This is a genomic window from Pseudomonas sp. EYE_354 (genome assembly GCF_023148575.1).
Taxonomy (GTDB): domain Bacteria; phylum Pseudomonadota; class Gammaproteobacteria; order Pseudomonadales; family Pseudomonadaceae; genus Aquipseudomonas.
Window position 1 is genome coordinate 172177 of sequence record NZ_JAHXNQ010000011.1, and the last position, 22729, is coordinate 194905.

General features: G+C 61.7%; 16 protein-coding genes and 1 pseudogene. 8 read left to right on the top strand and 9 right to left on the bottom strand.

Annotated elements, in window-relative coordinates:
- Position 1: 1 nt before the first annotated feature.
- Positions 2–901 (bottom strand): LysR family transcriptional regulator, encoded by a 900-nt coding sequence (locus KZX66_RS16995; RefSeq protein WP_248081493.1) that lies wholly within the window; start codon positions 899–901, stop codon positions 2–4.
- 107 nt (positions 902–1008) lie between these two features.
- Between KZX66_RS16995 and KZX66_RS17000 the strand changes: the two genes are divergently transcribed.
- From KZX66_RS17000 to KZX66_RS17015, 4 genes and pseudogenes are all read left to right on the top strand, one after another.
- A complete protein-coding gene (locus KZX66_RS17000) occupies positions 1009–2376 on the top strand; it encodes an MFS transporter (RefSeq protein WP_248081495.1) in 1368 nt (455 codons plus the stop codon).
- On the top strand, positions 2373–3647 hold the full coding sequence (locus KZX66_RS17005) for a glucarate dehydratase family protein (protein ID WP_248081496.1): 1275 nt from the start codon (positions 2373–2375) through the stop codon (positions 3645–3647). Before KZX66_RS17000 ends, KZX66_RS17005 begins: the two co-directional genes overlap by 4 nt.
- Before the next feature lie 184 nt (positions 3648–3831).
- Positions 3832–4813 (top strand): annotated as a pseudogene (locus KZX66_RS17010) (hypothetical protein).
- Between the two features lie 2 nt (positions 4814–4815).
- Positions 4816–5178 carry a hypothetical protein gene (locus tag KZX66_RS17015; protein ID WP_248081498.1) on the top strand — a complete coding sequence of 121 codons (363 nt, stop codon included), beginning with the start codon at positions 4816–4818 and terminating at the stop codon, positions 5176–5178.
- 22 nt (positions 5179–5200) lie between these two features.
- On the opposite strand, the gene KZX66_RS17020 is transcribed toward KZX66_RS17015, so the two are convergent.
- The 4 genes from KZX66_RS17020 to KZX66_RS17035 form a co-directional block, all read right to left on the bottom strand.
- Entirely contained in the window at positions 5201–6883 is a 1683-nt protein-coding gene (locus KZX66_RS17020; RefSeq protein ID WP_248081500.1) for an AMP-binding protein, read from the bottom strand.
- Between the two features lie 191 nt (positions 6884–7074).
- Positions 7075–8595, bottom strand: a complete 1521-nt coding sequence (locus KZX66_RS17025; protein ID WP_248081502.1) for a tyrosinase family protein — start codon at positions 8593–8595, stop codon at positions 7075–7077.
- A 16-nt stretch (positions 8596–8611) separates the two neighbouring features.
- Positions 8612–10738: a multicopper oxidase domain-containing protein gene (locus KZX66_RS17030; protein ID WP_248081503.1), complete on the bottom strand. Its 2127-nt coding sequence runs from the start codon at positions 10736–10738 to the stop codon at positions 8612–8614.
- 206 nt (positions 10739–10944) lie between these two features.
- The gene (locus KZX66_RS17035; RefSeq protein WP_248081505.1) at positions 10945–11883 is read right to left on the bottom strand and encodes a LysR family transcriptional regulator; all 939 of its coding nucleotides are present in this window, start codon (positions 11881–11883) and stop codon (positions 10945–10947) included.
- Between the two features lie 108 nt (positions 11884–11991).
- Between KZX66_RS17035 and KZX66_RS17040 the strand changes: the two genes are divergently transcribed.
- The 4 genes from KZX66_RS17040 (at position 11992) to KZX66_RS17055 (ending at position 18186) form a co-directional block, all read left to right on the top strand.
- The gene (locus KZX66_RS17040) at positions 11992–13491 is read left to right on the top strand and encodes a CoA-acylating methylmalonate-semialdehyde dehydrogenase (RefSeq protein WP_248081507.1); all 1500 of its coding nucleotides are present in this window, start codon (positions 11992–11994) and stop codon (positions 13489–13491) included.
- A 212-nt stretch (positions 13492–13703) separates the two neighbouring features.
- A complete protein-coding gene (locus KZX66_RS17045; RefSeq protein WP_248081509.1) occupies positions 13704–14954 on the top strand; it encodes a glycoside hydrolase family 68 protein in 1251 nt (416 codons plus the stop codon).
- A gap of 308 nt (positions 14955–15262) precedes the next feature.
- Positions 15263–17248 (top strand): methyl-accepting chemotaxis protein, encoded by a 1986-nt coding sequence (locus tag KZX66_RS17050; RefSeq protein ID WP_248081511.1) that lies wholly within the window; start codon positions 15263–15265, stop codon positions 17246–17248.
- 17 nt (positions 17249–17265) lie between these two features.
- On the top strand, positions 17266–18186 hold the full coding sequence (locus KZX66_RS17055) for a substrate-binding domain-containing protein (protein WP_248081513.1): 921 nt from the start codon (positions 17266–17268) through the stop codon (positions 18184–18186).
- A 78-nt stretch (positions 18187–18264) separates the two neighbouring features.
- On the opposite strand, the gene KZX66_RS17060 is transcribed toward KZX66_RS17055, so the two are convergent.
- The 4 genes from KZX66_RS17060 to xylF all read right to left on the bottom strand — a co-directional run bounded on the left by KZX66_RS17060 (position 18265) and on the right by xylF (position 22658).
- The gene (locus tag KZX66_RS17060) at positions 18265–18564 is read right to left on the bottom strand and encodes a hypothetical protein (protein WP_248081515.1); all 300 of its coding nucleotides are present in this window, start codon (positions 18562–18564) and stop codon (positions 18265–18267) included.
- Between the two features lie 402 nt (positions 18565–18966).
- Positions 18967–20103 (bottom strand): sugar ABC transporter permease, encoded by a 1137-nt coding sequence (locus tag KZX66_RS17065; RefSeq protein ID WP_248081517.1) that lies wholly within the window; start codon positions 20101–20103, stop codon positions 18967–18969.
- Positions 20104–21651 carry a D-xylose ABC transporter ATP-binding protein gene (xylG, locus tag KZX66_RS17070; RefSeq protein WP_248081518.1) on the bottom strand — a complete coding sequence of 516 codons (1548 nt, stop codon included), beginning with the start codon at positions 21649–21651 and terminating at the stop codon, positions 20104–20106.
- 5 nt (positions 21652–21656) lie between these two features.
- On the bottom strand, positions 21657–22658 hold the full coding sequence (xylF, locus tag KZX66_RS17075; RefSeq protein ID WP_248081520.1) for a D-xylose ABC transporter substrate-binding protein: 1002 nt from the start codon (positions 22656–22658) through the stop codon (positions 21657–21659).
- Positions 22659–22729 lie beyond the last annotated feature (71 nt).

Consider the following 22729-nt stretch of genomic DNA (forward strand, 5'->3'; position numbering starts at 1 on the left):
CTCAACCCCACCCCTCGCGCACCGCATTGCGAATCCCCTCCAGCAACATCCCAAACGCCGGATTGTCATTGTCTTCGCGCCAGATCAGGTGCAACTCGCTCTGCGCGCCTTCGCCCAGGTCGATGTCGCGGAACACCACGTTCTTGAACACCACACTGCTGGCGCAGCGGGGCACCAGGGCCAGGCCCATGCCGGCGTTGACCAGCGCCAGGATGGTCAGAGACGAACCCAGCCACTGCACGTATTCCGGGGCTACGCGGGCTGAGCGCAGCAGGCCGGTGAGCAGCTCATTGAACGGCGGGTAGGCGGCGTGGGCGTACATCAGGAAGGGCTGGGCATCCAGGTCGTGCACGCTGACCGTTTGTGCATGGGCCAGTCGATGCCCGCTCGGCACCGCCAGCACAAACGGCTCGCGCACCAGGCATTCGGTGGCGTAACCCGGTTCCAGCAGCGGCGCGCGGACGATGCCGAGGTCGATGCGCCGGGCGCGCAGGGCTTCGTATTGCTGGTAGGTGTTCATCTCTGACAGGTCGATCTTGACGTGGGGTTGTTTGAGCCGTGCCTCGGCGATGACCTTGGGCAAGAACTCATACACCGCGCTGCCGACGAAGCTGATATTGACCGTGCCGATATCGCCTTCGGCAAAGCGCCTCGCAGTGACGGCCGCTTGCTGGGCGCGCTCCAGCAGGTTCTGGGCTTCGATGAAAAAGGCGCGCCCGGCGGCGGTGAGCGCGACGCTGCGGGTGGTGCGCGTAAACAGCTCCACCCCCAAGTGATGCTCGAGCAACTGGATCTGCCGACTCAGCGGTGGCTGGGTCATGTTCAAACGTTCGGCGGCGCGACGAAAATTCAGCTCGGTGGCCACGGTGGTAAAGCAACGCAGTTGGGTGAGTTCGAACATTGATCTAATCCAGGTATCAATCGAATGCCTAGTTAGATTAGACGGGAACAATACACGGCGTCCATCATCGGTCAGTCCCTTAAAAAAACAATCAATGGGAGTTGCCCGTGGATACCCTCCAGAGTCCGCCAGACCCGACTGTGCTCGCTCGCGCAGCGGCCAAGGTCAAGCGCCATGTCCTGCCGCTGTTTGTGGTGATGTTCATCGTCAACTACATCGACCGGGTCAATATCGGCTTTGTACGCAGCCATTTGGAAACCGATCTGGGCATCGGCGCGGCGGCCTATGGCTTGGGCGCCGGGCTGTTCTTTATCGGCTATGCGATCTTCGAAGTGCCCTCCAACCTGCTGCTGCAGCGCTACGGCGCGCGGGCCTGGCTGACGCGCATCATGTTCACCTGGGGCACGGCGGCGATGGCCATGGCCTTTGTGCAGGGTGAAACCAGCTTCTACGTGCTGCGCTTTATCCTCGGTGCCGCCGAAGCCGGGTTTTTCCCCGGCATCATTTACTACTTCACCCAATGGTTGCCGGCCAGCGAGCGCGGCAAGGCCATGGCGATTTTCCTCAGCGGTTCGGCCATCGCCTCGGTGATCTCCGGGCCGGTGTCGGGCGCGTTGCTCAATGTCAGCGGGTTGAGCCTGCATGGCTGGCAGTGGATGTTCCTGATCGAAGGCTTTGCCTCCATCGTGCTCTGCGGGTTCGTGTGGTTCTGGTTGCAGTCCCATCCGCGCCAGGCCGCATGGCTCAGCGAGGAGGAAAAACACGCGCTGGTCAGTGCCATTGCGCTTGAGCAGCAGGCGCGCGAGGCGAGCCAGAGCGTGCGGCCGTCAATGTTCAAATTGCTCGCCGACAAACAGATCGCGCTGTTCTGCTTTATCTACTTCTCGATCGCGCTGACCATTTATGGCGCCACGTTCTGGCTGCCGAGCATGATCAAGAAGATGGGCAATCTGGGCGATTTCCAGGTGGGCTTGTTCAACTCCATTCCGTGGTTGATTTCCATCGTGGCCATGTACGGCTTTGCGTCCCTGGCCAGCAAGTGGAAACACCAGCAGGCGTGGGTCTCGCTGATGCTGGTGATCGCCGCATTCGGCATGTTCATGTCCACCACCGGCGGGCCGGTGTTTGCCTTCGTCGCCATTTGTTTTGCCGCGATCGGCTTCAAGGCGGCGTCGGCGCTGTTCTGGCCGATCCCCCAGGGTTACCTGGATGCGCGGATTGCGGCGGCGGTGATTGCGTTGATCAATTCGGTGGGCAACCTGGGCGGTTTCGTCGCGCCCACCACCTTTGGGTTGCTGGAACAGAGCACCGGCTCCATCGAGGGCGGGTTGTACGGCCTGGCCGCGACTTCGTTAGTCGCGGCGGTGGTGGTGTTTTTTGCCCGCACCGCGCCACGAGGCGGTGTGCCGCCCACCTCGACACCTTCCACTCATCAACCCACCTTGCGTCCAGGTCCACAAGGAGCCGCCTCTTGAAAATCGTCCGCGTCACCGTCACCCCGATTGCCTTCCGTGATCCGCCATTGCTCAACGCCAGCGGCATCCATGAGCCTTTTGCACTGCGCTCGATCATCGAGATCGAAAGCGACACCGGCTACATCGGCCTCGGCGAAAGCTACGGCGATGCCCCGGCGCTGGCGATCCAGCAGCAGGTGCAGTCACAACTGATCGGGCTCGATCCGTTCAACCTCAACCAACTGCGCGCCATCGTGCAAGCCACGGTTGCCGCCCATAAACCGGCGAGCATTGCCGGCGCGGAACTGGCGCCGGGCTCCCACGCCAGTAAAGCGGTGAGCAACGCTTATTCGGCGTTCGAAGTGGCGTTTCTTGACCTGCAGGCACACGCCTTGAATGTGCCGCTGGTGGACCTGCTCGGCGGCGCGGTTCGCGACCGGATCCCGTTCAGCGCCTACTTGTTTTTCAAATACGCCGAGCACATCGATTCACCCTATAAGCCCGACAGCTGGGGCGAAGCCCTCAACGAAGAACAGATCGTCGCCCAGGCCCGGCGGATGCTCGAGACCTACGGTTTCAAAAGCATCAAGCTCAAGGCCGGTGCGCTGCAACCCGAACATGAGGTGGCGTGCATCAAAGCCTTGAAAAAAGCCTTCCCCGACGTGCCGCTGCGCATCGATCCGAACGGTAACTGGTCCTTGGAAACCTCGATCCGCATGGCCGAATTGCTCGGCGATGACCTGCAATACTACGAAGACCCGACCCCTGGCCTGGCCGGCATGGCCGAGCTGCACACACGCACCGGCTTACCCCTGGCAACCAATATGGTCGTCACCGATTTTGACGAGTTTCGTCGCAGCGTGGCCTTGAACAGCGTGCAGATCGTGCTCGCCGACCACCACTACTGGGGCGGCCTGCGTGACACCCAAGTGCTGGCGAAAATGTGCCAGACCTTTGGCCTGGGCGTGTCGATGCACTCCAACTCACACTTGGGCATCAGCCTGATGGCCATGGCCCATGTGGCCGCCTCGGTGCCCAACCTCGACTACGCCTGCGACACCCACTACCCGTGGCAAGAACCGGATGAAGAAGTGATCAAGGGCGGCAAGTTACCGATCGTCGACGGCTGCGTGCAGATAACCCGCGCGCCAGGGCTGGGCCTGGAGCTGGACCATGACCAACTGGGCAAGCTGCACGATCAATACCTCAGTTGCGGCATTCGCCAGCGCGACGACGTAAAACAAATGCAGCGTTATCAACCGGATTGGAAAACCGTCAAACCGCGTTTCTGAAGCGAGGTGCTTCGTTTTGCCCGGTGGCGCACAGGTGTGCGCACCGGGTTTTTTTTGTAGGTCTTAATTCCTCGCGATGTAGGCAACTTCCCAAATGTAATTCAGGCCACCCGGGCTTGTGTCCGGGGCCGGCTCGCGTGCTTATAGTCCGACGCCATCTTCATTGCATCCAGGGATGTGAGGCATGGCGCAAAGCTATATCAACGACCGCACCACGGATTATCACAGCTTGAAATCCCGCTTGATGGGCGGCGATTCCAGCCGGCAACGTTCGGATCATTTCGATGTGTTGAACCGTCATCTGCGCCCTGGGCTGGTGACGCCTGGCCAGTTGGTGGTTATTCCCGATGCCTATAGCGCCACCTGTTCGATGGAGGAGGCCTGGCTGATGCGTCACGCGCAGGCGATTCGCCGGCAACTGGATAATGCGGTTGCAGCCCAGGTGGTCAATGACTACGACCTGCTGCAAAGCCTGTTGGGGTACAGCTCGCTGGGCATAGGCAGCACTACATCGGCGTGGTCGCGGCATCTCAATGAGGTGGCGCATACGCTGGAGGAGATCGAGCGATTGCATCAGCGCCTGAGGTTTGGATCGAGAAGCGTTTTTTCGCCAGCGCCAGGTGCTGTTCGAGCTGCTGGAAACCCAGCTGCAAGGCGCGGCGCGATTCGGCACGGGGTTGAGGGGCAACCAGGCGTTGAAGAAGATGCTGGGGGTTTCCACCAAAAGCTATCTGCACAAGGGCGAGATTGCCGGGTATGCGCAGCGGATGCGCGCGATTGCGCAGACGTCGAAGTGGTTGGGGGCGGGAACCTACGTGGGATTGGCGCTGGATGTGGGCGTGGCGGGGTTGGAGATCAAGGAGGCGTGTGTCGACGGGCGCGAGGCCCAGTGTCGGCGGGCCAAGTATGTGGAGACCGGGAAGTTGGTGGGTGGCGTGGCGGGGGCGTATTGGGGAGGGAAGGTGGGGGCAAAGCTGGCACGTAGCGCCTGTTCGATTTTTTTGGGGGTTGCGGCTAAAGGAAACGGTGCGCTTGCCTGCGCAGTTATTGGCGGCTCTGCGGGAGGGTATGCAGGAGGTAACACAGCCGGCGCTGGCGGTGCGTTTCTGGGAGGGCAAATCTTGGAGATCGAGGGTGATTTGGTCTTTCAACCAGAAGGCGCCTGACCGTGGATTTCTTTCTCATCTTTACGATCTTTATATGTGCAGGGGCGCTGATTGGCTCGGGGCTGTCTTTCTACGCCGAATACACAAAGCTCGAAGCGTTGGAAAGCTACTTCAGCGAGAACAAGGTGGTCTGCGATAACAAACGTTTTTGGGGCAGAAATACCCATATCGACAGGTTTCACCGCATGTGCCTGATCAATCAGTTGCTGGCGATGCCCAAAACGCATATCAAGCGAGGGGAGGTGACCGAAGCCGAACTGGCCGCCATCCCCCTGTCCCTTAGGCGTTGGGCGTTGTGGCCCTATAGTTTTGGAGCGATATGGTTCTGCGCCTCAATTATCTGGAGCATTTGGTACCACTGGTAGCCTGCCAGCACCGGCTTTGCCCTCAGGAAAAATCCTCCTCGAAATGCTCGTGCTCACCGCGCGCCTGCCCCTGGCGCCGCAGCACCTCCATCTGCCGCAGCTCCACCCGGCGGATCTTCCCGGAAATGGTCTTGGGCAGTTCACTCACAAACTCGATGCGCCGCACCCGTTTGTATGGCGCCAGATGCTCACGGGCAAAGGCGAGGATGTGCGCGGCCAGCTCCGCACTGCCGGGGGCGTCGTGGGCCAGGATCAGGAATGCTTTGGGCACCGCCAGACGCAGCGGATCCGGGCTGGGCACCACGGCCACTTCCATCACCGCCGGGTGTTCGATCAGCGCGCTCTCCAGTTCGAACGGGCTGATGCGGTAGTCGGAGGCTTTGAACACATCATCGGCACGGCCGACAAAAGTGATGTAGCCGTCGCTGTCGATCTGCGCGGTATCGCCGGTGCGGTAATAGCCGTCGCGCATCACTTCGGCGGTTTTTTCCGGGCTGTCTTCGTAGCACAGCATCAGGCCAAGCGGACGCACCTCCAGGGGCAGGGCCACTTCGCCTTCGCTGGCGGGCAGGCCGTCGGGGTCGAGCAGCGCGACCTGGTAGCCCGGCAGCGGACGGCCCATGGAGCCCGGCTTGAGCCACTGGCCGGGGGTGTTGCCGACCAGCGCGGTGGTTTCCGATTGGCCGAAGCCATCGCGCAGCGGCAAGCCCCAGGCCTGCTGGATCTGCTCGATGATTTCCGGGTTCAGCGGCTCGCCGGCCCCCACCAGCTCGCGCAGGCTCAGGCGCGCCTTGTGGCTGCCCAGGTCTTCCTGGATCAGCATGCGCCACACGGTAGGCGGGGCGCACAGGCTGGTCACGCCGTAACGCGCCAGTGCGCCAAGCAGTGCCGGCGCGCTGAACCGCGCGACGTTATGGATAAAGATGCACGCACCGGCATTCCACGGCGCGAACAGGCAGCTCCAGGCATGCTTGGCCCAGCCGGGAGAGGAAATATTGAGGTGCAGATCGCCGGGCTGCAGGCCGATCCAGTACATCGTCGACAGATGCCCCACCGGGTAGCTCTGGTGGCTGTGCAGGACCATTTTTGGTTTGGAGGTGGTGCCGGAGGTGAAGTACAGCAGCATCGGGTCGGTGGCCAGGGTGCGGCCATCTGCCTCGAACTGCTGGGGGTGTTCGAAGGCGGCGTGGTGCGCGACCCAACCGGCAGGCGCCGCGCCCACGCAGACGCGCGTGCAGCCATCGCCCAGGCCGGCGAACTTGTCGACATGCGCCGCGCCGACCACCAGATGGCGCACCTGGCCGCGCTCGATACGGTCGCGCAAATCATCCGGGTTGAGCAGCGCCGTGGCGGGAATCACCACCGCCCCCAGCTTGAACGCGGCGAGCATGGTTTCCCACAGTGCCACATCATTGCCGAGCATCAACAACACCCGTTCGCCACGGCGTACCCCAAGGGCGCGCAGATGGTTGGCCACCTGATTGGAGCGCGCCGCCAGTTGCTGGAAGCTGTAGCGCTGCTCGCTGCCGTCCTCTTCGACGATCCACAACGCGTTGGCCGAATTGCCCTCGGCCATCACATCGAAATAGTCCAGCGCCCAGTTGAACGTCTCCAGCTGTGGCCAGCGGAAGTCGCGAACGGCGGTGGTGTAGTCGGTACGGTGCGTGAGCAGAAAATCCCGGGCGGCCAGGAAGGGATGCGTCATGGTCGGTGTCCTTGATTATTGTTGTAGGGACAGTGTTGTCTTCGGTATGGGCCGAGTATAGGCACGCATAAATCTGAAGATGAACGCTCAAAAACACCGGTACGTTGTGCAAAAAAGTCAGGGGTGAGCCGTTGGCTTGATGATAAGCACGAGAAGCGTGCTGCATTTTTTCTTCACGCTTGCTCGCGGGGCTATTCGGTCTGCAGCAACAAATGCACCTCAATGACGGGGTCGCCCATCAGCTTCAGCGGGACGCGTTCGCCGATCACGTCTTTGTTGGCCGGCTCCACCCACACGCTCAACGGGCCGCCGAGTACGTCGGCCAGGGGCAGTTCGAAATCGAACTGGGTCATGGCATTGCTGACGCAGTTGGCGCAGGTCTGGACTTCCACGGGTTGAAACAGCGCGCGGGTGGCGATGGTCTTGCCGTCCTTTTGCAAGTGCACCGAAAAGGTCCCCGGGATTTTCAACCGATTGATACCACTGACCCGCACGTTGACGCGGTCGGCCGCCACCGTGAACGCTTTGGAAGCGGCGAGCGTGCGCGAGGTCTTGACCGTGAAGGCGACACGCGCAGCGGCGGCAGGGGGGGCATAGTCGACGTCGAGCTGGGTCACCGAGTTGATGACCCCCAGGGTGTCCAGCTCAGGCGGGTTGCGGGTGAAGGGGTTCAGGGCCTGCAACGCGGGGTCGTTAAAGAGCTGGTAGCTGAACGAGTCGCCGACCTCATTGATGGTGGTGAGCAAACCGTGCAGGTCGGTGGCCTGCATGCTCTTCTGCCATTCCCAGAACAATCGGTCCCAATTGCAATGGAAGAACCAGAACACCGGGTCGAACGCAGCCACTTCCTGGGCCTGCATGGTCGTGCCGATCGAGTTGTGGCCGCCATCGTGGGCGCTGATGATGGTGTTATGGGCAGCGCCGGACCACCAGCCATGAAAATCTTCCCAGTCGGTTTTGCCCATGGCGCGGTTGATGTCGCCTGTCACATCGTTATCGAGCAGGTTTTGAGCGATCTGCTCATAGGGAAAGCGCGTGGTGGTGTAGCCCTGCGGATAACCCGGTCCGACGGCGTGGGGCAGCGTGTAGTGATCGAAAGGCGCGCTTTTGAGCACTTCGGGAAACGGCGCGGTAAGGTCCCAGTAGGGCAGGGTCACGTTTTCGCAGCCGGGTACCGCGCGCAAGGCATTCTCAAAGCTGACCAGGTAGGCGCGGTGCCAAGGGTTGTAGCCGGGCACATGGTGCATGCAGTAGGTGTTTGGCGCGGGAAACCAGTGATACCCCGCCTGCACGAAAAAGCTGTTGGGCTCGCTCGGGTCCATGGCCATGATCGTCGCGAACGCGTGCTTGAGCAGCGCCAGTTCTTGATCGGACAAGGTGGTGATGTCCTTGCGCAGCCGGGAGGCGGGCACGTTCGCGGTGAGCAGGGTGCGCGCGCTGAACTCGAGCGCGCCGCTGGCCGGCACGCCCTTTGGGTAGCCGGCGTTCATCCAGTTGAGAAAGGTGGCAACCCAGTCGGGCGCCCAGGGCCGCCCCATCGGCATGTTGCCCGCCGCGACCTGTTGGTAGATGTTGCCAGCGTGGTTCATCACGGTTTCGTAGCTGGCAAGGTCAAGGCCCTGGGCGGCCATGCACTGACGGTCCGGGGTGCTGAACATGTCGCGGATGTGTCCATACCAGGTTGGCTGGGTCACGGCGGTGGGGGTGGTCATGTCCGACTCCTTGTCGTCAGTGTGTGTGGCTGTCCGCCGGCTCATCGGCTGTGTGTTTCATGCCGGCCATGCCAATCCCGCCGCCCTTGGCCGTCAGGTCGGGGACGATCTGGATATTGGTCATCATGCCGGCGTCCTCGTGGTCGAGGATGTGGCAGTGAATGACAAACTCGCCGATGTAGCGGTCGTAGTGGGTACGTACCAGCACCTGGTAGTCGTTCTGCACGAAGACGGTGTCCTTGAACTGGTGCCACATCCCGCAATACTGGTTCTGCAGCCCACGTTCGTCGGGCGGCATCAAGCATTCGCCATTGGGGCCGAAGATACTTTTGGCAGGTTCGCCAGGCTTGGTGTAGAGCACATCCATGATCTGGAACGGGTTGACGTGGATATGAAAAATATGAGGTTCGACTTGTGAGGTCAGCACCCAGTCGTCCGTCGTGTTGACCTGGCGGGTAAAGTCGATGCGGTCCGGGTCGTAGACCTTGTAGTTGATATAGAAGCCAAACTTGCCGCCCGCCGTCGGCGGTGCATTGCCGATGAAGAAGTCGGCTTTCTGGATGTCGCTGTTGACCACGGCGTCTTGCAGGGTGTCCATCCCGCGCCAGGGCGTCAGGTCACCGGTGCGCAGGCCTTCGAGGGCGGCGGCGGGCAGTGCCGGGTTGGCTTTGTTCGCGTCGTAGAGGGCTTGTTGGATGTACTGTTGAGGGTCGTCGGTGACCACGTTGCCGCCCGAGACAATCACGGTGGCGAGCAATTGGGTTTCATTCGGGCCCTGGCCGCCGCCGCCCGCGTTGGCGCGTTCGGCCGGGGTCGCGGCCTGGTTGAGGATGCAATAGGTGCCGTCGCGCGGGAACATCAGCAGGACGTCGCTGCGATAGCCGGGCTGCAGGAAGTTGCTGCCGATACCGCCGCTGACACTCTTTTTATTCAGGCCAATAGGACGGATGGCCGTGCGTGTGAGGCCATCGGCGGCGATTTCGAATTGCGGTACCAGCTCAACCGGTTCAGTGGAGTCGGGCAGGGTGCTCGGGCACAGCTCAGTCAGCATGGCGGCTTGTTGTTTAGGCGTGCCGCCGAGCACGCCTTTGAGGGCCTGGAGCGCCTTGGGGCTCTGGGTGTTCATCGGCACGATCTGCAAGTTGACGGTGTCGTGGATACCGCCGTGAATAAAGCGCCAGCGCTGAATCTCGCCGGCGGCGATGCCCTGCAAGGTCGGTTGCACCGCCCCGTTGATGCTGGTGAAGCGACCGCTCTCGTCCCATACCGTGGCTGAGGCAAGCTGTTTGCCGAAGTCCTCCACGACACCGGTCTTGCCCGTGGGGCAGGTCCAGGTGCCGTCCGGTTGTTTGATGATGGCGCCCTGGTCGTCAAAGCATGCATAAGGGATCTGCTGGAACAAAAACACTTGCTCGGTCAGCGGCGTGCCGGTGGCGGTCTTGAGAACGGTGTCAATGTCGCCAGGCTTACCGCCGGTATAGGGACGGTCGCCGCGTACGATCAACGCACCGGCTGCGCCGCTGGCCACCTGCAATGCGGTGGAGCCATGGCGGTGTGCGTGGTACCAGAAGGTGCCCGACGGGTGATCGGTGGGGATGTTCACCTCGTACTCGAATTTCGTCTGCGGCGCGATGTTCAACAGCACGTTGTCGCTATTGCCCGAAGGCGAAACGTGCAGGCCGTGGTAGTGCAGGTTGATCGTGTTGAAGCAGCCCGGCTTGCCATCGGCCGGGTCGGTGCCGCCCGGGCAGCTCGGATCGTTTTTATCCAGTTGGTTGTCCAGGTGCACGCGCAGGGTATTGCCCGGTTTCACATCGATAAGCGGCCCCGACAGGCAACCGCCATAGGCGCGCAGGCGGACCTTGTCCTTGGCACCGTCGGCGTTGCCAGGGTTGGCGATCTCATTGTCGCGCTGCTGCACTTGCAGATTGAGTTCCACGGTCTGGCCGTCACGCGTGATGTCACCCGCAGGGTTGCAGCCGGTTTCGGGGACGGCGAGGGCGGTGGATTTCAAGGTGCCGGGCGGCGCTTTCTCCGTGAGCCTGGGCGGTGCCAGGAACGGCTGGGCCGTGAGCTCGGCGAAGGCGGCCGGAACCGTCGTGCAGGCCATCAGCCCGGCCAGGACGATACGAAACGAAGTCATGGTGCTCTCCCTGCGCCATTGCGCAAATACTGCCCGCAGCCGGACGGCCGCGTGTCCTTTGATCAGCAACATCGAGTGACGGTGGTAACGCCTGCGGGTCAGCCAGACCCTGCGTTGCTGGCAAAGTGCCTGCCTGCCAGGTGCTGGGAGCGTAGTTGGCGTTTGGCGTTCTGCAAGGTGCTTTTATAAAGAGCGGGGTACGCCAGTCATCCGGTGAACCTGAAACCTCCCGACAGCGCGTCCTTCAAATACCCCACCAACACACTCACCGACTTCGGCACATGGGGCGAATACGGCCGGATCAGGTAGATCTCATCGGCAAACGCGCCCTTGAGCGTCCAGCCCTTGAGCACCTGCACCAGCGTGCCGCTGGCCAGCGCGGCATGGGCGCTGAAGTCCGGGAGCAGGGCGATGCCCAAGTGGTTGAGCGCCGCGTCGCGCAGGGCTTCGCTGTTGTTGGTGGCGAAGCTGCCGGCGATGGGCACGGTGAGGCGCTCTACCTGTTTGCCGCCGCGCTCGAAGGTCCAGGCAGGTTGATCGGTGCCCCGTGGGTAGAACAGGCAGTTGTGCGCCGACAGGTCCGCCGGTTCGCGGGGTTCGCCGTGGCGTTGCAGGTAATCGCGGGTGGCCACCAGCACTGAGCCGGTGTCGCACAGCTTCCAGGCCACGTGTGTTTCCGGCACCTGGAAGCCGTGGCGCACCGCCAGGTCATAGCCCTCGGCGGCCAGCGAACTCAAGGCATCCGACACATCAAGTTGGATCCGCACCTGGGGGTACTGCTGCAAAAACACCGACAGGTGCGGCACCAGTTGCTGCCTGGCGAACGCCACCGGCGCGGTCAGGCGCACCAGCCCGCGAATCTCACCGACCGCATCACGCACCGAAGAGAAGCTGCGGGCGATCTGCGCGTAGGCGCTGCGCACTTCACGGGTCAACGACAGCCCGGCGTCCGTCAGCCGCACACTGCGCGTGGTGCGGGTGACCAACTGCGTGCCGGTGGCCTTCTCCAGATCAGAGATACGCTGGCTCACCGCCGATTTGCTCACCCCAAGGCGCGCGGCGGCGGCGGTGTAGGTGCCGTGTTCTTCCAGTACTGAAAGCCAGTGGATATGGGTCCACAGGCTTTCGATCTCAGATTTTTCCATGTGCCGATTGTTCGCTGTTATGGACAATAAGTTCAGGATTCTGCTCTGGTTTGGAACAAAGCGAAAGCCTATCGTGGGCCCCAACGCTACCCACCTGGATCGACTGCCATGACGACAACAATCGAGCACTACATCAACGACCAGCGCGTGTCCCGCGATGATCGCTATCAGGACGTCTACAACCCGGCCACCGGCGAAAAAACCGCGCGCGTCGCGCTGGCCAGCCGCCAGACCGTGGCCGAAGCCGTCGCCGCCGCCCAGGCCGCGTTCGCCGATTGGGCCGACACGCCGCCGATCCGCCGCGCCCGCGTGCTGTTCCAATACCTGCACCTGCTGCGCGAGCGCAAGGATGACCTGGCGCGCATCATCGTCGCCGAGCACGGCAAGGTATTCACCGATGCCCAGGGCGAAGTCGACCGAGGCATCGACATTCTCGAGTTCGCCTGCGGCATTCCCAACCTGCTCAAGGGCGAGCACTCCGACCAGGTTTCCCGTGGCATGGACAACTGGACCCTGCGCCAGCCCCTGGGCGTGGTGGCCGGCGTGACCCCGTTCAACTTCCCGGTGATGGTGCCGATGTGGATGTACCCGATCGCCATCGCGGCGGGCAACACCTTCATCCTCAAACCAAGCCCCACCGACCCGAGCGCTTCGCTGTTCATGGCCGAGCTGCTGCGTGAAGCCGGCCTGCCCAAAGGCGTGTTCAACGTGGTGCAGGGCGATAAGGAGTCGGTGGACGCACTGATCGAACACCCGGACGTCAAGGCCGTGAGCTTTGTCGGCTCGACGCCGATTGCCCAATACATCTACGAAACCGGTGCCCGTCACGGCAAGCGCGTGCAAGGCCTGGGCGGCGCAAAAAACCACATGGTGGTGATGCCCGACGCGGATATCGAGAAGACCGTCGACGCGCTGATGGGCGCCGCGTACGGCAGCGCCGGCGAGCGCTGCATGGCCATCTCGGTGGCAGTACTGGTGGGCGACGTGGGTGACAAAGTCATCGCTGCGTTGACCGAACGCGCCAAGCACCTGCGCATCACCGACGGCCGCGATCTGAAAGCCGAAATGGGCCCGATTGTGTCCCGCGCCGCGCTGGAGCGCATCAGCGGCTACATCGAACAAGGCGTGCAGGCCGGCGCGCACCTGCTGCTCGATGGCCGTGACTACGTGCCTTCAGAAGCGGGCCTGGAGAACGGCTTCTGGCTCGGCGCGACGTTGTTCGACCACGTGACCCAAGAGATGAGCATCTACCGCGAAGAAATCTTCGGCCCGGTGCTGGCATGCGTGCGGGTGAACGACTTCGGCGAGGCGATAAAACTGGTCAACGAGCATGAGTTCGGCAACGGCGTCAGTTGCTTCACCCGCGACGGCAACATTGCCCGTGAATTTGCCCGGCGTATCCAGGTGGGCATGGTCGGCATCAACGTGCCGATCCCGGTGCCGATGGCCTGGCACGGGTTTGGCGGCTGGAAGAAGAGCCTGTTCGGCGACATGCACGCGTACGGCACTGAGGGTGTGCGGTTCTACACCAAGCAGAAGTCGATCATGCAGCGCTGGTCGGAGAGCATCGAGCAGGGCGCAGAGTTTGCGATGCCGGTCTCCAAATAACGCACGACGGCAGAAGGCCCACGGTGGAAGGGGGAGAGCCCCGCCCGCCGTGGGCCTTTTTTTCATGAGGGTTGACGGCAAAGCGAATGCCGAATACTGTATATAAACACAGTGTTTAAGTGACGGTCACCCAGGATGGGTCACGTCAGTCACACCAGCCACTGTGTACAGGTAATGAATTGACTCACCGGTATTATTAAAAGGACTTAATTATGAAACACGCCACGATTATCCCCACTCGCTGGACGCGCGCTGATGCGCTCAAAGTGAATGAAAACGACCCGACCACGACCCAGCCTTTGGTGCCTGCTGACTTTCCAGTGATGAGCGACACACTGTTTATCTGGGACACCATGCCGTTGCGTACGCTCGATGGCACGGTGGTTTCGGTCAACGGCTGGTCCGTCATCTTCACCCTCACGGCTGACCGTCGCCCCCACGATCCACAGTTCATCAATGCCGATGGCCGTTACGACATCAAGCGCGATTGGGAAGATCGCCATGGCCATGCGCGCATCTGCTACTGGTACTCGCGCACCGGCAAGGACTGGATCTTCGGCGGCCGGGTCATGGCCGAAGGGGTTTCACCGACCACCCGTGAATGGGCCGGCACGCCGATCCTGCTCAATAACAACGGCGACATCGACCTGTATTACACCTGCGTCACCCCGGGTGCGACGATCGCCAAGGTCAGAGGCCAGGTGGTTACGTCCGACAGCGGTGTCGAGCTGCACGGCTTTACCCAGGTCAAGGCGCTTTTCGAAGCCGACGGCACCTATTACCAAACCGAAGCGCAGAACGCGACCTGGAATTTTCGTGATCCCAGCCCGTTCATCGACCCGGTGGATGGCAAGTTGTACATGGTGTTTGAAGGCAACGTGGCCGGCGAGCGCGGCACTCACGAAGTGGGTCCGAATGAGCTGGGGCTGGTGCCGCCGGGGCATGAAGACGTGGGCGGTGCGCGCTATCAGGTCGGTTGCATCGGCATCGCCGTCGCCAAGGACCTTGAGGGTGACGAGTGGGAAATCCTCCCGCCGCTGGTCACTGCCGTGGGGGTGAACGATCAAACCGAGCGGCCGCATTATGTGTTCCAGGACGGCAAGTATTACCTGTTCACCATCAGTCATAAATTCACCTACGCCGATAGGGTGACCGGCCCTGATGGTGTTTACGGTTTTGTCGGCGACCGTCTGTTTGGCCCTTACACCCCGATGAACGCCTCCGGGCTGGTACTCGGCAATCCGCCTTCGCAGCCGTTCCAGACCTATTCGCACTGCGTGATGCCCAATGGCCTGGTAACGTCCTTTATCGACAGCGTGCCCACCCAGGGTGATGACTACCGCATCGGCGGTACCGAAGCGCCCACGGTCAGGATTGTATTGAAGGGTGATCGCTCGTTTGTGCAGGAGTCTTATGACTACGGTTACATCCCGGCGATGCGCGATGTGGTGTTGAGTCAGTGACTGTCAGCCTGATTCATCCGGCGTAAACCGATCCCACTGTGGGAGGGGGCTTGCTCCCGATGGCGGTGGGTCAGTCACTGTAAATAGCGACTGACCCGCCGTTATCGGGGGAGAGCCCCTTCGCGTTTTATCAGCCGCGTTTGAGGCCATCTCCAACGCGCAGGCGTTCGTTGACGCAGTGCGCTGCGCGCCCTCAAGTCCCCGCCCCGCGAGCCGATACAGGCACTAGCACCCCAAGCGCTCCCGAGCTCGGACGTGCACGCCTGGTCGTCGCTCAGGTCAACGAATAAAAATCAAAAGGGGTCGCCATGACCATATTGCAGCGTGTGATCGGCGGATTTGCGGTGTTGGTGCTGTTGCTGCTGATCATGGCCGGGATCAGCTATCAGAACACCCAGTCCATCAGCGGTCGCCTGGCCATTATCACCGGTCAGTCGGCGCCCTTGAGCCGGGCCGCCAGTGAGTTGTACGTGCACTTGCTGCGCGCCAACCAGGCGTTGCTGGCCATTCAGATCAGCACCGACCCCAAGCAGATCGAGGACGGTAAACGCCCGTTCACCGAGAGCATCGCCCAGTTCAATCAATTGCTCGACAGCACCCTTGCCTACACCGGCGAGCATGACGCGCTGCGGGCGAACCTGGCGCAGCAGCGTCAACAGGTCGCGGCCTACGCCGAACAGGCGCAAGCGTTGATGACCTCTCACTTGCAGCATGTGCAGCAAGTGGTGCTGACGCGCAAATTGCAAGGCTACAGCAGCGCGCAGGCGATGCAACTGACCAGCTATTTGCGTGATTACGTCGCGCAGGCCCGAAGTGCCGGCGAGCCGCAGCAGGTGGCCGCCGCCGAAAAACTGCTGTTGGAAGTCAACAAATCCTACGATGGCTTCGCGGCCCATGCCGTCACGCCGGCCATTGATAAATTGCAGCGTGTGCTTAACCTTCAGGACGAAGTGATCAGCACGCGCGCCCAGGCCCTGACGGAGATTGACCCGAGGGTCGGGCGGATCGCCGGCATTATGGTCAACCGCCTGCTCACCGACCTGACCGCGCCTGACGGTCTGTTCCAGGCCTACCAGGCCGAGGCGAAGCTCGCCGCACAGGTGCAGCAACAACGCGATGCGGTTGACGCGACGCTCAAAGCCACCCTGGCGCGGATTGGCGAGTTTGGCAGCCAGTCCCTGGAGGTCGCCAACCAGGCCAGTCACTCGGCCAATGCCACCATCGGCACCAGCCGCAGCCTGCTGTTGATCGCGTGCGTGCTGGCGGTACTGGCGGCGGTGGCGATTGGCACATGGGTCGCCTTCAGCCTGCGACGTCCGTTGGCGGCATTTCGCGAAGTGCTCAAAACGCTCACCGCCGGGGACATGCGGGTCAGTTTCGATGTCAGCCGCAAAGATGAGTTCGGGGAGTTGGGCGGTTACCTGAACGAATTGACCAAGGCCCTGCAGACAACCTTCCGTGAATTAATCAGCTCTGCCGATGCGCTTGCCGTGACCGCGGGGAGCAACGCCTTGAACAGCGAGCAGACCACCCGCGTGGTTGATGAGCAGAAGGACCGCCTGCAATCGGCGGCCTCGGCCATGACGCAGATGGAAAGCACGGTCGAAGAGGTGGCGCGGCGCGCGCAGGACACGCGCCAGGCGGTGGACGATACCAGTGAGCTCACGCACAAGGTGCAGGAGCGCGTGGCCGAGACCATCGTCAATATCCGCCAGCAGGCCGACCAGGTGAACAAAGCCACGCAAGTCACCGACGAGCTGCAGAAATACGGACAGAACATCGAGGGCATTGTGGTCGCCATTCGCACCATTGCCGAACAGACCAACCTGCTGGCCCTGAATGCGGCGATCGAAGCGGCCCGTGCCGGCGAGCAAGGACGCGGCTTTGCCGTCGTGGCCGATGAAGTGCGCTCCCTGGCCAGCCGTACCCAGGCCTCCACCAGCGAAATCCAGGACATGATCGGGCTCATGCAGGAAAAAATTCATTCGGTGGTGCACGTCATGAACGAAAGCCAGGCGCAGTCCAGCCAATGTGTGTCGCTGGCCTCGGGCGCCGGTGATCTGTTGCTGTCCATGAGTGGCGCGGTCGACAGTATCCGCGACATGAATATCCAGATCGCCGCCGCCACCGAACAGCAAAGCGCCACGGTGCAGGAAACCAGTCGGATGGTCATCCAGATCAACGATTCGGCGCAACTGACGGCAAACGGCGCCGAGCAGTCCGCCGTCAGCAGCCAGGCGCTGTCAGACATGGCCAAAGTGCAGCGTGAGCTGCTCCATCATTTCAGCGTTTGAGCCGCAGGAGTCAGAACATGAAAGCATGGTTAATGCTCGCGCTGGGGGCGACGCTGTTCGTTCCGGGCCCCACCCAGGCCGCCACGCCCTTGCTGGGGGTGGCGATGGCAAAGTACGACGATAATTTCCAGACCCTGCTGCGCAATGGCGTGCAGCAGCAGGCCGGCGTCATGAACGCCGACATTTTTATGGAAAACGGCAAGGACAGCGTCGATTTGCAGATGCGTCAGTTCCGCAACCTGGTCAATTCCAAGGTGGACGCGATTATTGTCGCGATGGTGGACGGCAAGAGTGCGGCGCAAATGATACAACTGGCCTCGCAGGCCAAGATCCCGCTGGTGTTCGTCAACCGTAACCCGAACCCGCAAACCTGGCCGGCGCAGACCGCGTTTGTCGGCTCCAATGAGCTGGAGTCCGGTACGTTGCAGATGGAAGAACTGGCGCGGCGTGCCGGTTATAAAGGCAACGTGGTGATTCTGGTGGGTGACCCGGCTAACGCTTCCTCTTTGATGCGCACCGAGGACGTGGAAAAAGTGGTCGCCAAGTACCCGGATATGAAAGTCGTACAGAAAAAGGTCGGGAACTGGGAGCGAAGCCAGGCCGCCACGATTGTCATTGACTGGGTCAAGCAGGGCGTGGATTTTTCGATCATCGCCGCCAATAACGACGAGATGGCGATCGGCGCGATCATGGGGCTGGAAAAGGCCGGCAAGCAGGCCAAGGACTATTGGGTCGGCGGCATCGACGGCACACCGGACGGTTTGAAATTGATGGCGGAGGGCAAGATGGCGGTCAGCGTGTTCCAGGATGCCGCCGGCCAGGCCAGCGGCGCCGTGGACACCGCGCTGCGTCTGGTGCGTGGCGAAGCGCTGGAGTCGACGGTGGTGTGGGTGCCGTTCAAGCTGATCACGCCGGAGAATCGCCAGGCGTTTGAATAAGCCTGGCCACCTCGATCCAACGTTGGAATGCAATCAGCTGTGGGAGGGGCAAGGCCCCTCACACATTTCTAACCGCGTTTAGGGCGAGGGCTTCATGCACTCTATGGAGCGATCCGCCGTGCTCTTGGCCATCTCCAGCAAATGCCACACCGCCAGAATCTTCGCCCGTTCCGGGCTTTCCAGTTGCTCCCCACAATCAAGCGCAGTCGCCGACGCGCTGTCCAGCAAACTGGCGGTGTAGAGCAGGGCGTCTTCGAAGCTCAGGTCTTCGTTGATCGAGTGGAAACCTTGGGTAGGCAGGTAATGGTCGATGGCGCGGTTGAAGGCGGCGCGGTCTTTGGCGTGGGCAAACGGGGGATCTGGCAGGACTTTATTCATGGTGCAATTCCTTGTGTGATTAGGTACCGACTCCCGTCGCGACTAAACGATGGGTGGCGGCTGTACGCAGGTTAGTCGACCGGCCACAAGGAGAATCCGGCGCACCCGAAGGTGCCCTGCGCACAGCCACCATAAAACTTGATGGACCATGCGCCTTGTGACATTCCGGGCGACTAAACCCGATCACTGAATTGGCAGTGACGGACCGCAGACTCGCCACCGATTCCAAGAGGCACAAGGCGGCAGGGATTGTCTAGGAAACGTCCTGCAATTAAAAGGGATGCGCCTTGCTGGCCCTTTACAAACCATGACCAAATGCCACTAACCAACAGTGGAGCGCGGTCAATGTGGGGGGGAGCAAGCTCCTCCCACAGGGTTATGTGGTGTAAGTGAGAATGGGGTTTACCGCCGGCCCGCCCGCGTACTCACATCCACCCACACCGCCAGCACCAGAATGCTGCCCTTCACGATCATCTGCCAGTAGCTGTCCACGTCCAGCATTGACATGCCGTTGTCCAGACTGGTGATCACCAACGCCCCCAGCAACGCGCCATACACCGTGCCCGAGCCGCCGCGCATCGACGTCCCGCCGATAAAGCACGCGGCAATGGCATCCAGCTCGCCCATGTTGCCAGCCGACGGTGAGCCGGCCGCCAGGCGCGCGGTGTTGACCAGGCCGGCGAGGGCGCACATCACGCCCATGATGCCGAAGATCCACAGTTTTACCGCCTGCACGTTGATACCCGACAAGCGCGTGGCTTCCATGTTGCTGCCCACTGCGTACACGCGGCGGCCGAACACGGTCTGGCTGGTGACGTAGCTGAACACGCCGAGCAGCACCAGCAACAGCAGCACGGGCACGGGGATGCCGTCGTAGCTGTTGAGGGTGGTGACGAACCCGGCGAGCACCGCGCCGATCACTGCCACGCGCATCACGTCGCGCACCAGGGAGTGCGCCGATAAGCCATGCAAGGCGCGGTTGCGCCGCTGTTTCCAGGTGAGGAACAGGGTCAGCGCAAACAGCAACAGCCCCAGGCCGACGCCCACCGTGTGCGGCAAATACCCCTGACCCACGTACACCAGCGACGGCGATACCGGCGCAATGGTCGTGCCGCCGGTGATCCCAAGCAGAATCCCGCGAAACGCCAACATGCCGCCCAGGCCGACGATGAACGACGGAATGCGCAGATAGGCGGTCATGTAGCCGTTGGCCAGGCCGATCATCAGCCCGCACAGCGCCACCAGGCTGAGGTTGGCCAGCAGCGGGATGTGATAGACCACATCCAGAATCGCCGCCAGGCCACCCAGTAAGCCCAGCAACGAGCCGACCGACAAATCGATCTCGCCGCTGATGATCACCAGCACCATGCCGCACGCCAGAATCCCGGTGATCGACATCTGCCGCAGCAGGTTCGACAGGTTACGCGGCGTGAGAAAACCGCCTTCGGTTTGCCAGCTGAAAAACAGCCAGATCACCGCCACGGCGATCACCAGGGCGAGCATTTTGTAGCGGGTAAACAGCTGTTTGAGCTGAGTCATCTACGCGGTCTTCCGATCGTTATTGTTTTGGCTGAGCGCGGCGGCGAGCACCTGTTCCTGGGTGAGGCCCTCGTTGATAAAGTCGCCGCGCAACTGGCCGTCACCGATCACCAGCACGCGGTTGGACACGCCGAGCACTTCGGCCAGTTCCGAGGACACCATGATGATCGACACACCCTCGGCCGCCAGCGCGCCCATCAGTTTGTAGATCTCGTACTTGGCGCCTACGTCCACCCCGCGCGTGGGTTCGTCGAGGATCAATACCTTGGGCCTGGCCATGAGCATTTTCGCCAGCACGGCCTTTTGCTGATTGCCGCCGGACAGGCTGGTGATCGGTAAAAACGGGCTGGAGGTCTTCAGGTGCATGCGCGCGATCTGCTGGTCGATGCTGCCCAATTCGGCTTCTGCATCGATGCGGCTCAGGTGTGCATAGCTCTCCAGCACGGTCAGAGTGATGTTATGGCCGACGCCCAGGTCGGGGATGATGCCCTGGCGCTTGCGGTCTTCGGGCACCATGCACAACCCGGCGCGGATCGATTTGAGCGGCGTGCGGGTGTCGATTACTTGGCCGTCCAGCCACACCTCGGCGCTGTAGCGACCGGGGTAGGCTCCGAACAGCGCCGAGACCAGCTCCGTGCGCCCGGCGCCCACCAGCCCGGCAATACCGAGGATCTCACCGCGCTTGAGCACAAAGGAAATATCGTCGACGCGCTTGCGCCGGGGGTTGTCGACGTCATAGCAGGTGACGTTGCGCGCCTCGAAAATCACCTCGCCCACCGCATGGGGTTCGGTGGGGTAGAGGTTACTCATCTCGCGGCCCACCATTTGCGTGATGATGCGGGGGATGTCCATGTCGGCCATGGCCGTGGTCGCGATGTGCTTGCCGTCGCGGATCACCGCAATGGTGTCGCACACCGCCGCCACTTCATCGAGCTTGTGGGAGATGTACACGCAGGCCACGCCCTTGGCTTTGAGGTCACGGATGATGTCCAGCAGCACCTCGATTTCCGAGCGGGTCAGGGCTGAGGAGGGTTCGTCGAGGATCAACAGGCGCGCGTGTTTGTTGAGGGCCTTGGCGATTTCCACCAATTGCTGGTAGCCCCCGCCGTACTGCGACACCGGCAACGCGACGTTCATGTCCGGCACCTTGAGTTCACGCATCAGCGCTTCGGCACGGTGGATCATCGCCGGGTAATTCATGCGTCCACCGGGCAGGGTCAGTTCGTGGCCCATAAAGATGTTTTCGGCCACCGACAGGTCGGGCACCAGGGTCAGTTCCTGGTGGATGATAACGATGCCAGCGGCCTCGGTTTCGCTGATCGACTGCGCCTTGAGCGGCTGCCCGTCCCAGAGGATCTCGCCCTCCCAGGTGCCGTACGGATACACCGCCGACAGCACCTTCATCAGGGTGGATTTACCGGCACCGTTTTCACCGCACAGGCCGACGCATTCCCCCGGCCGCACCTTGATATCGATGCCGTTCAGCGCATTGACACCGCCAAAGGTTTTGACGATGCCGTTCATTTGCAACAGATAGTCTGCGGTCATGGCGCTCACTGCCCGCCGATCTGCTCTTTGGTATAAAACCCGTCCTTTTCCAACAGGTCGATGTTGGCTTTGGTCAGCGGCGTCGGGGTGAGCAGGATGGTGTCGACTTTTTTGCTGCCGTTGTCGTATTGCGAGCTGTAGGTGGGCTTTTCGTTACGCGCCAACTGTACCGACAGCTTGGCGGCTTCGGTCGCGATCAGCTTGAGGGGCTTGTACACGGTCATGGTCTGGGTGCCGTCGATCACGCGCTTGACGGCTGCCAGGTCGGCGTCTTGCCCGGAGATCGGCACCTTGCCCGCCAGTTTCTGCGCGGCCAGGGCCTGGATCGCACCGCCGGCGGTGGCGTCGTTGGAGGCGACGATGGCGTCGATCTTGTTGTTGTTACGGGTCAGGGCGTTTTCGACGATGCTCAGCGCTTCGGTAGGGTTCCATTCCTTGACCCACTGCTGGCCGACCACCTTGATGTCGCCCTTGTCGATGGCCGGTTGCAGCACTTTCATCTGGCCTTCGCGCAGCACCTTGGCATTGTTGTCGGTGGGCGCGCCGCCGAGCAGGAAATAATTGCCCTTGGGCGCGGCTTGCAGCACACCACTGGCCTGCATTTCGCCGACTTTTTCGTTATCGAAGGAGATGTAGGCGTCGATGTCGGCATTGAGGATCAGCCGGTCATAGGACACCACCTTGATCCCGGCTTTCTTGGCTTCGGCCACCGCGTTGGTCAGCACCGTGGCGTTGAACGGCACGATCACGATCACATCGACACCGCGGGAGATCAGGTTTTCGATCTGGGAGATCTGCTTTTGCTCATTGGCGTCGGCCGATTGCACGAAGACCTTGGCGTCGAGTTTTTCAGCGGCCGCCACGAAGTAATCGCGGTCGCGCGACCAGCGCTCCAGACGCAGGTCGTCGATGGAAAAGCCGATTTTCGGGTGGGCGGGGTCGGCCATGACCGGCAGGGTCAGCAGGGCCAGGGTGGTGGCGAGCAGGGTACGTTTGAATGACTTCATGGTGGCGCGTCCTTTTATTGTTGTTGGAAAAGACACAGCGTGATGCGGGTAGAACTGTAGAGCGTCCCTCG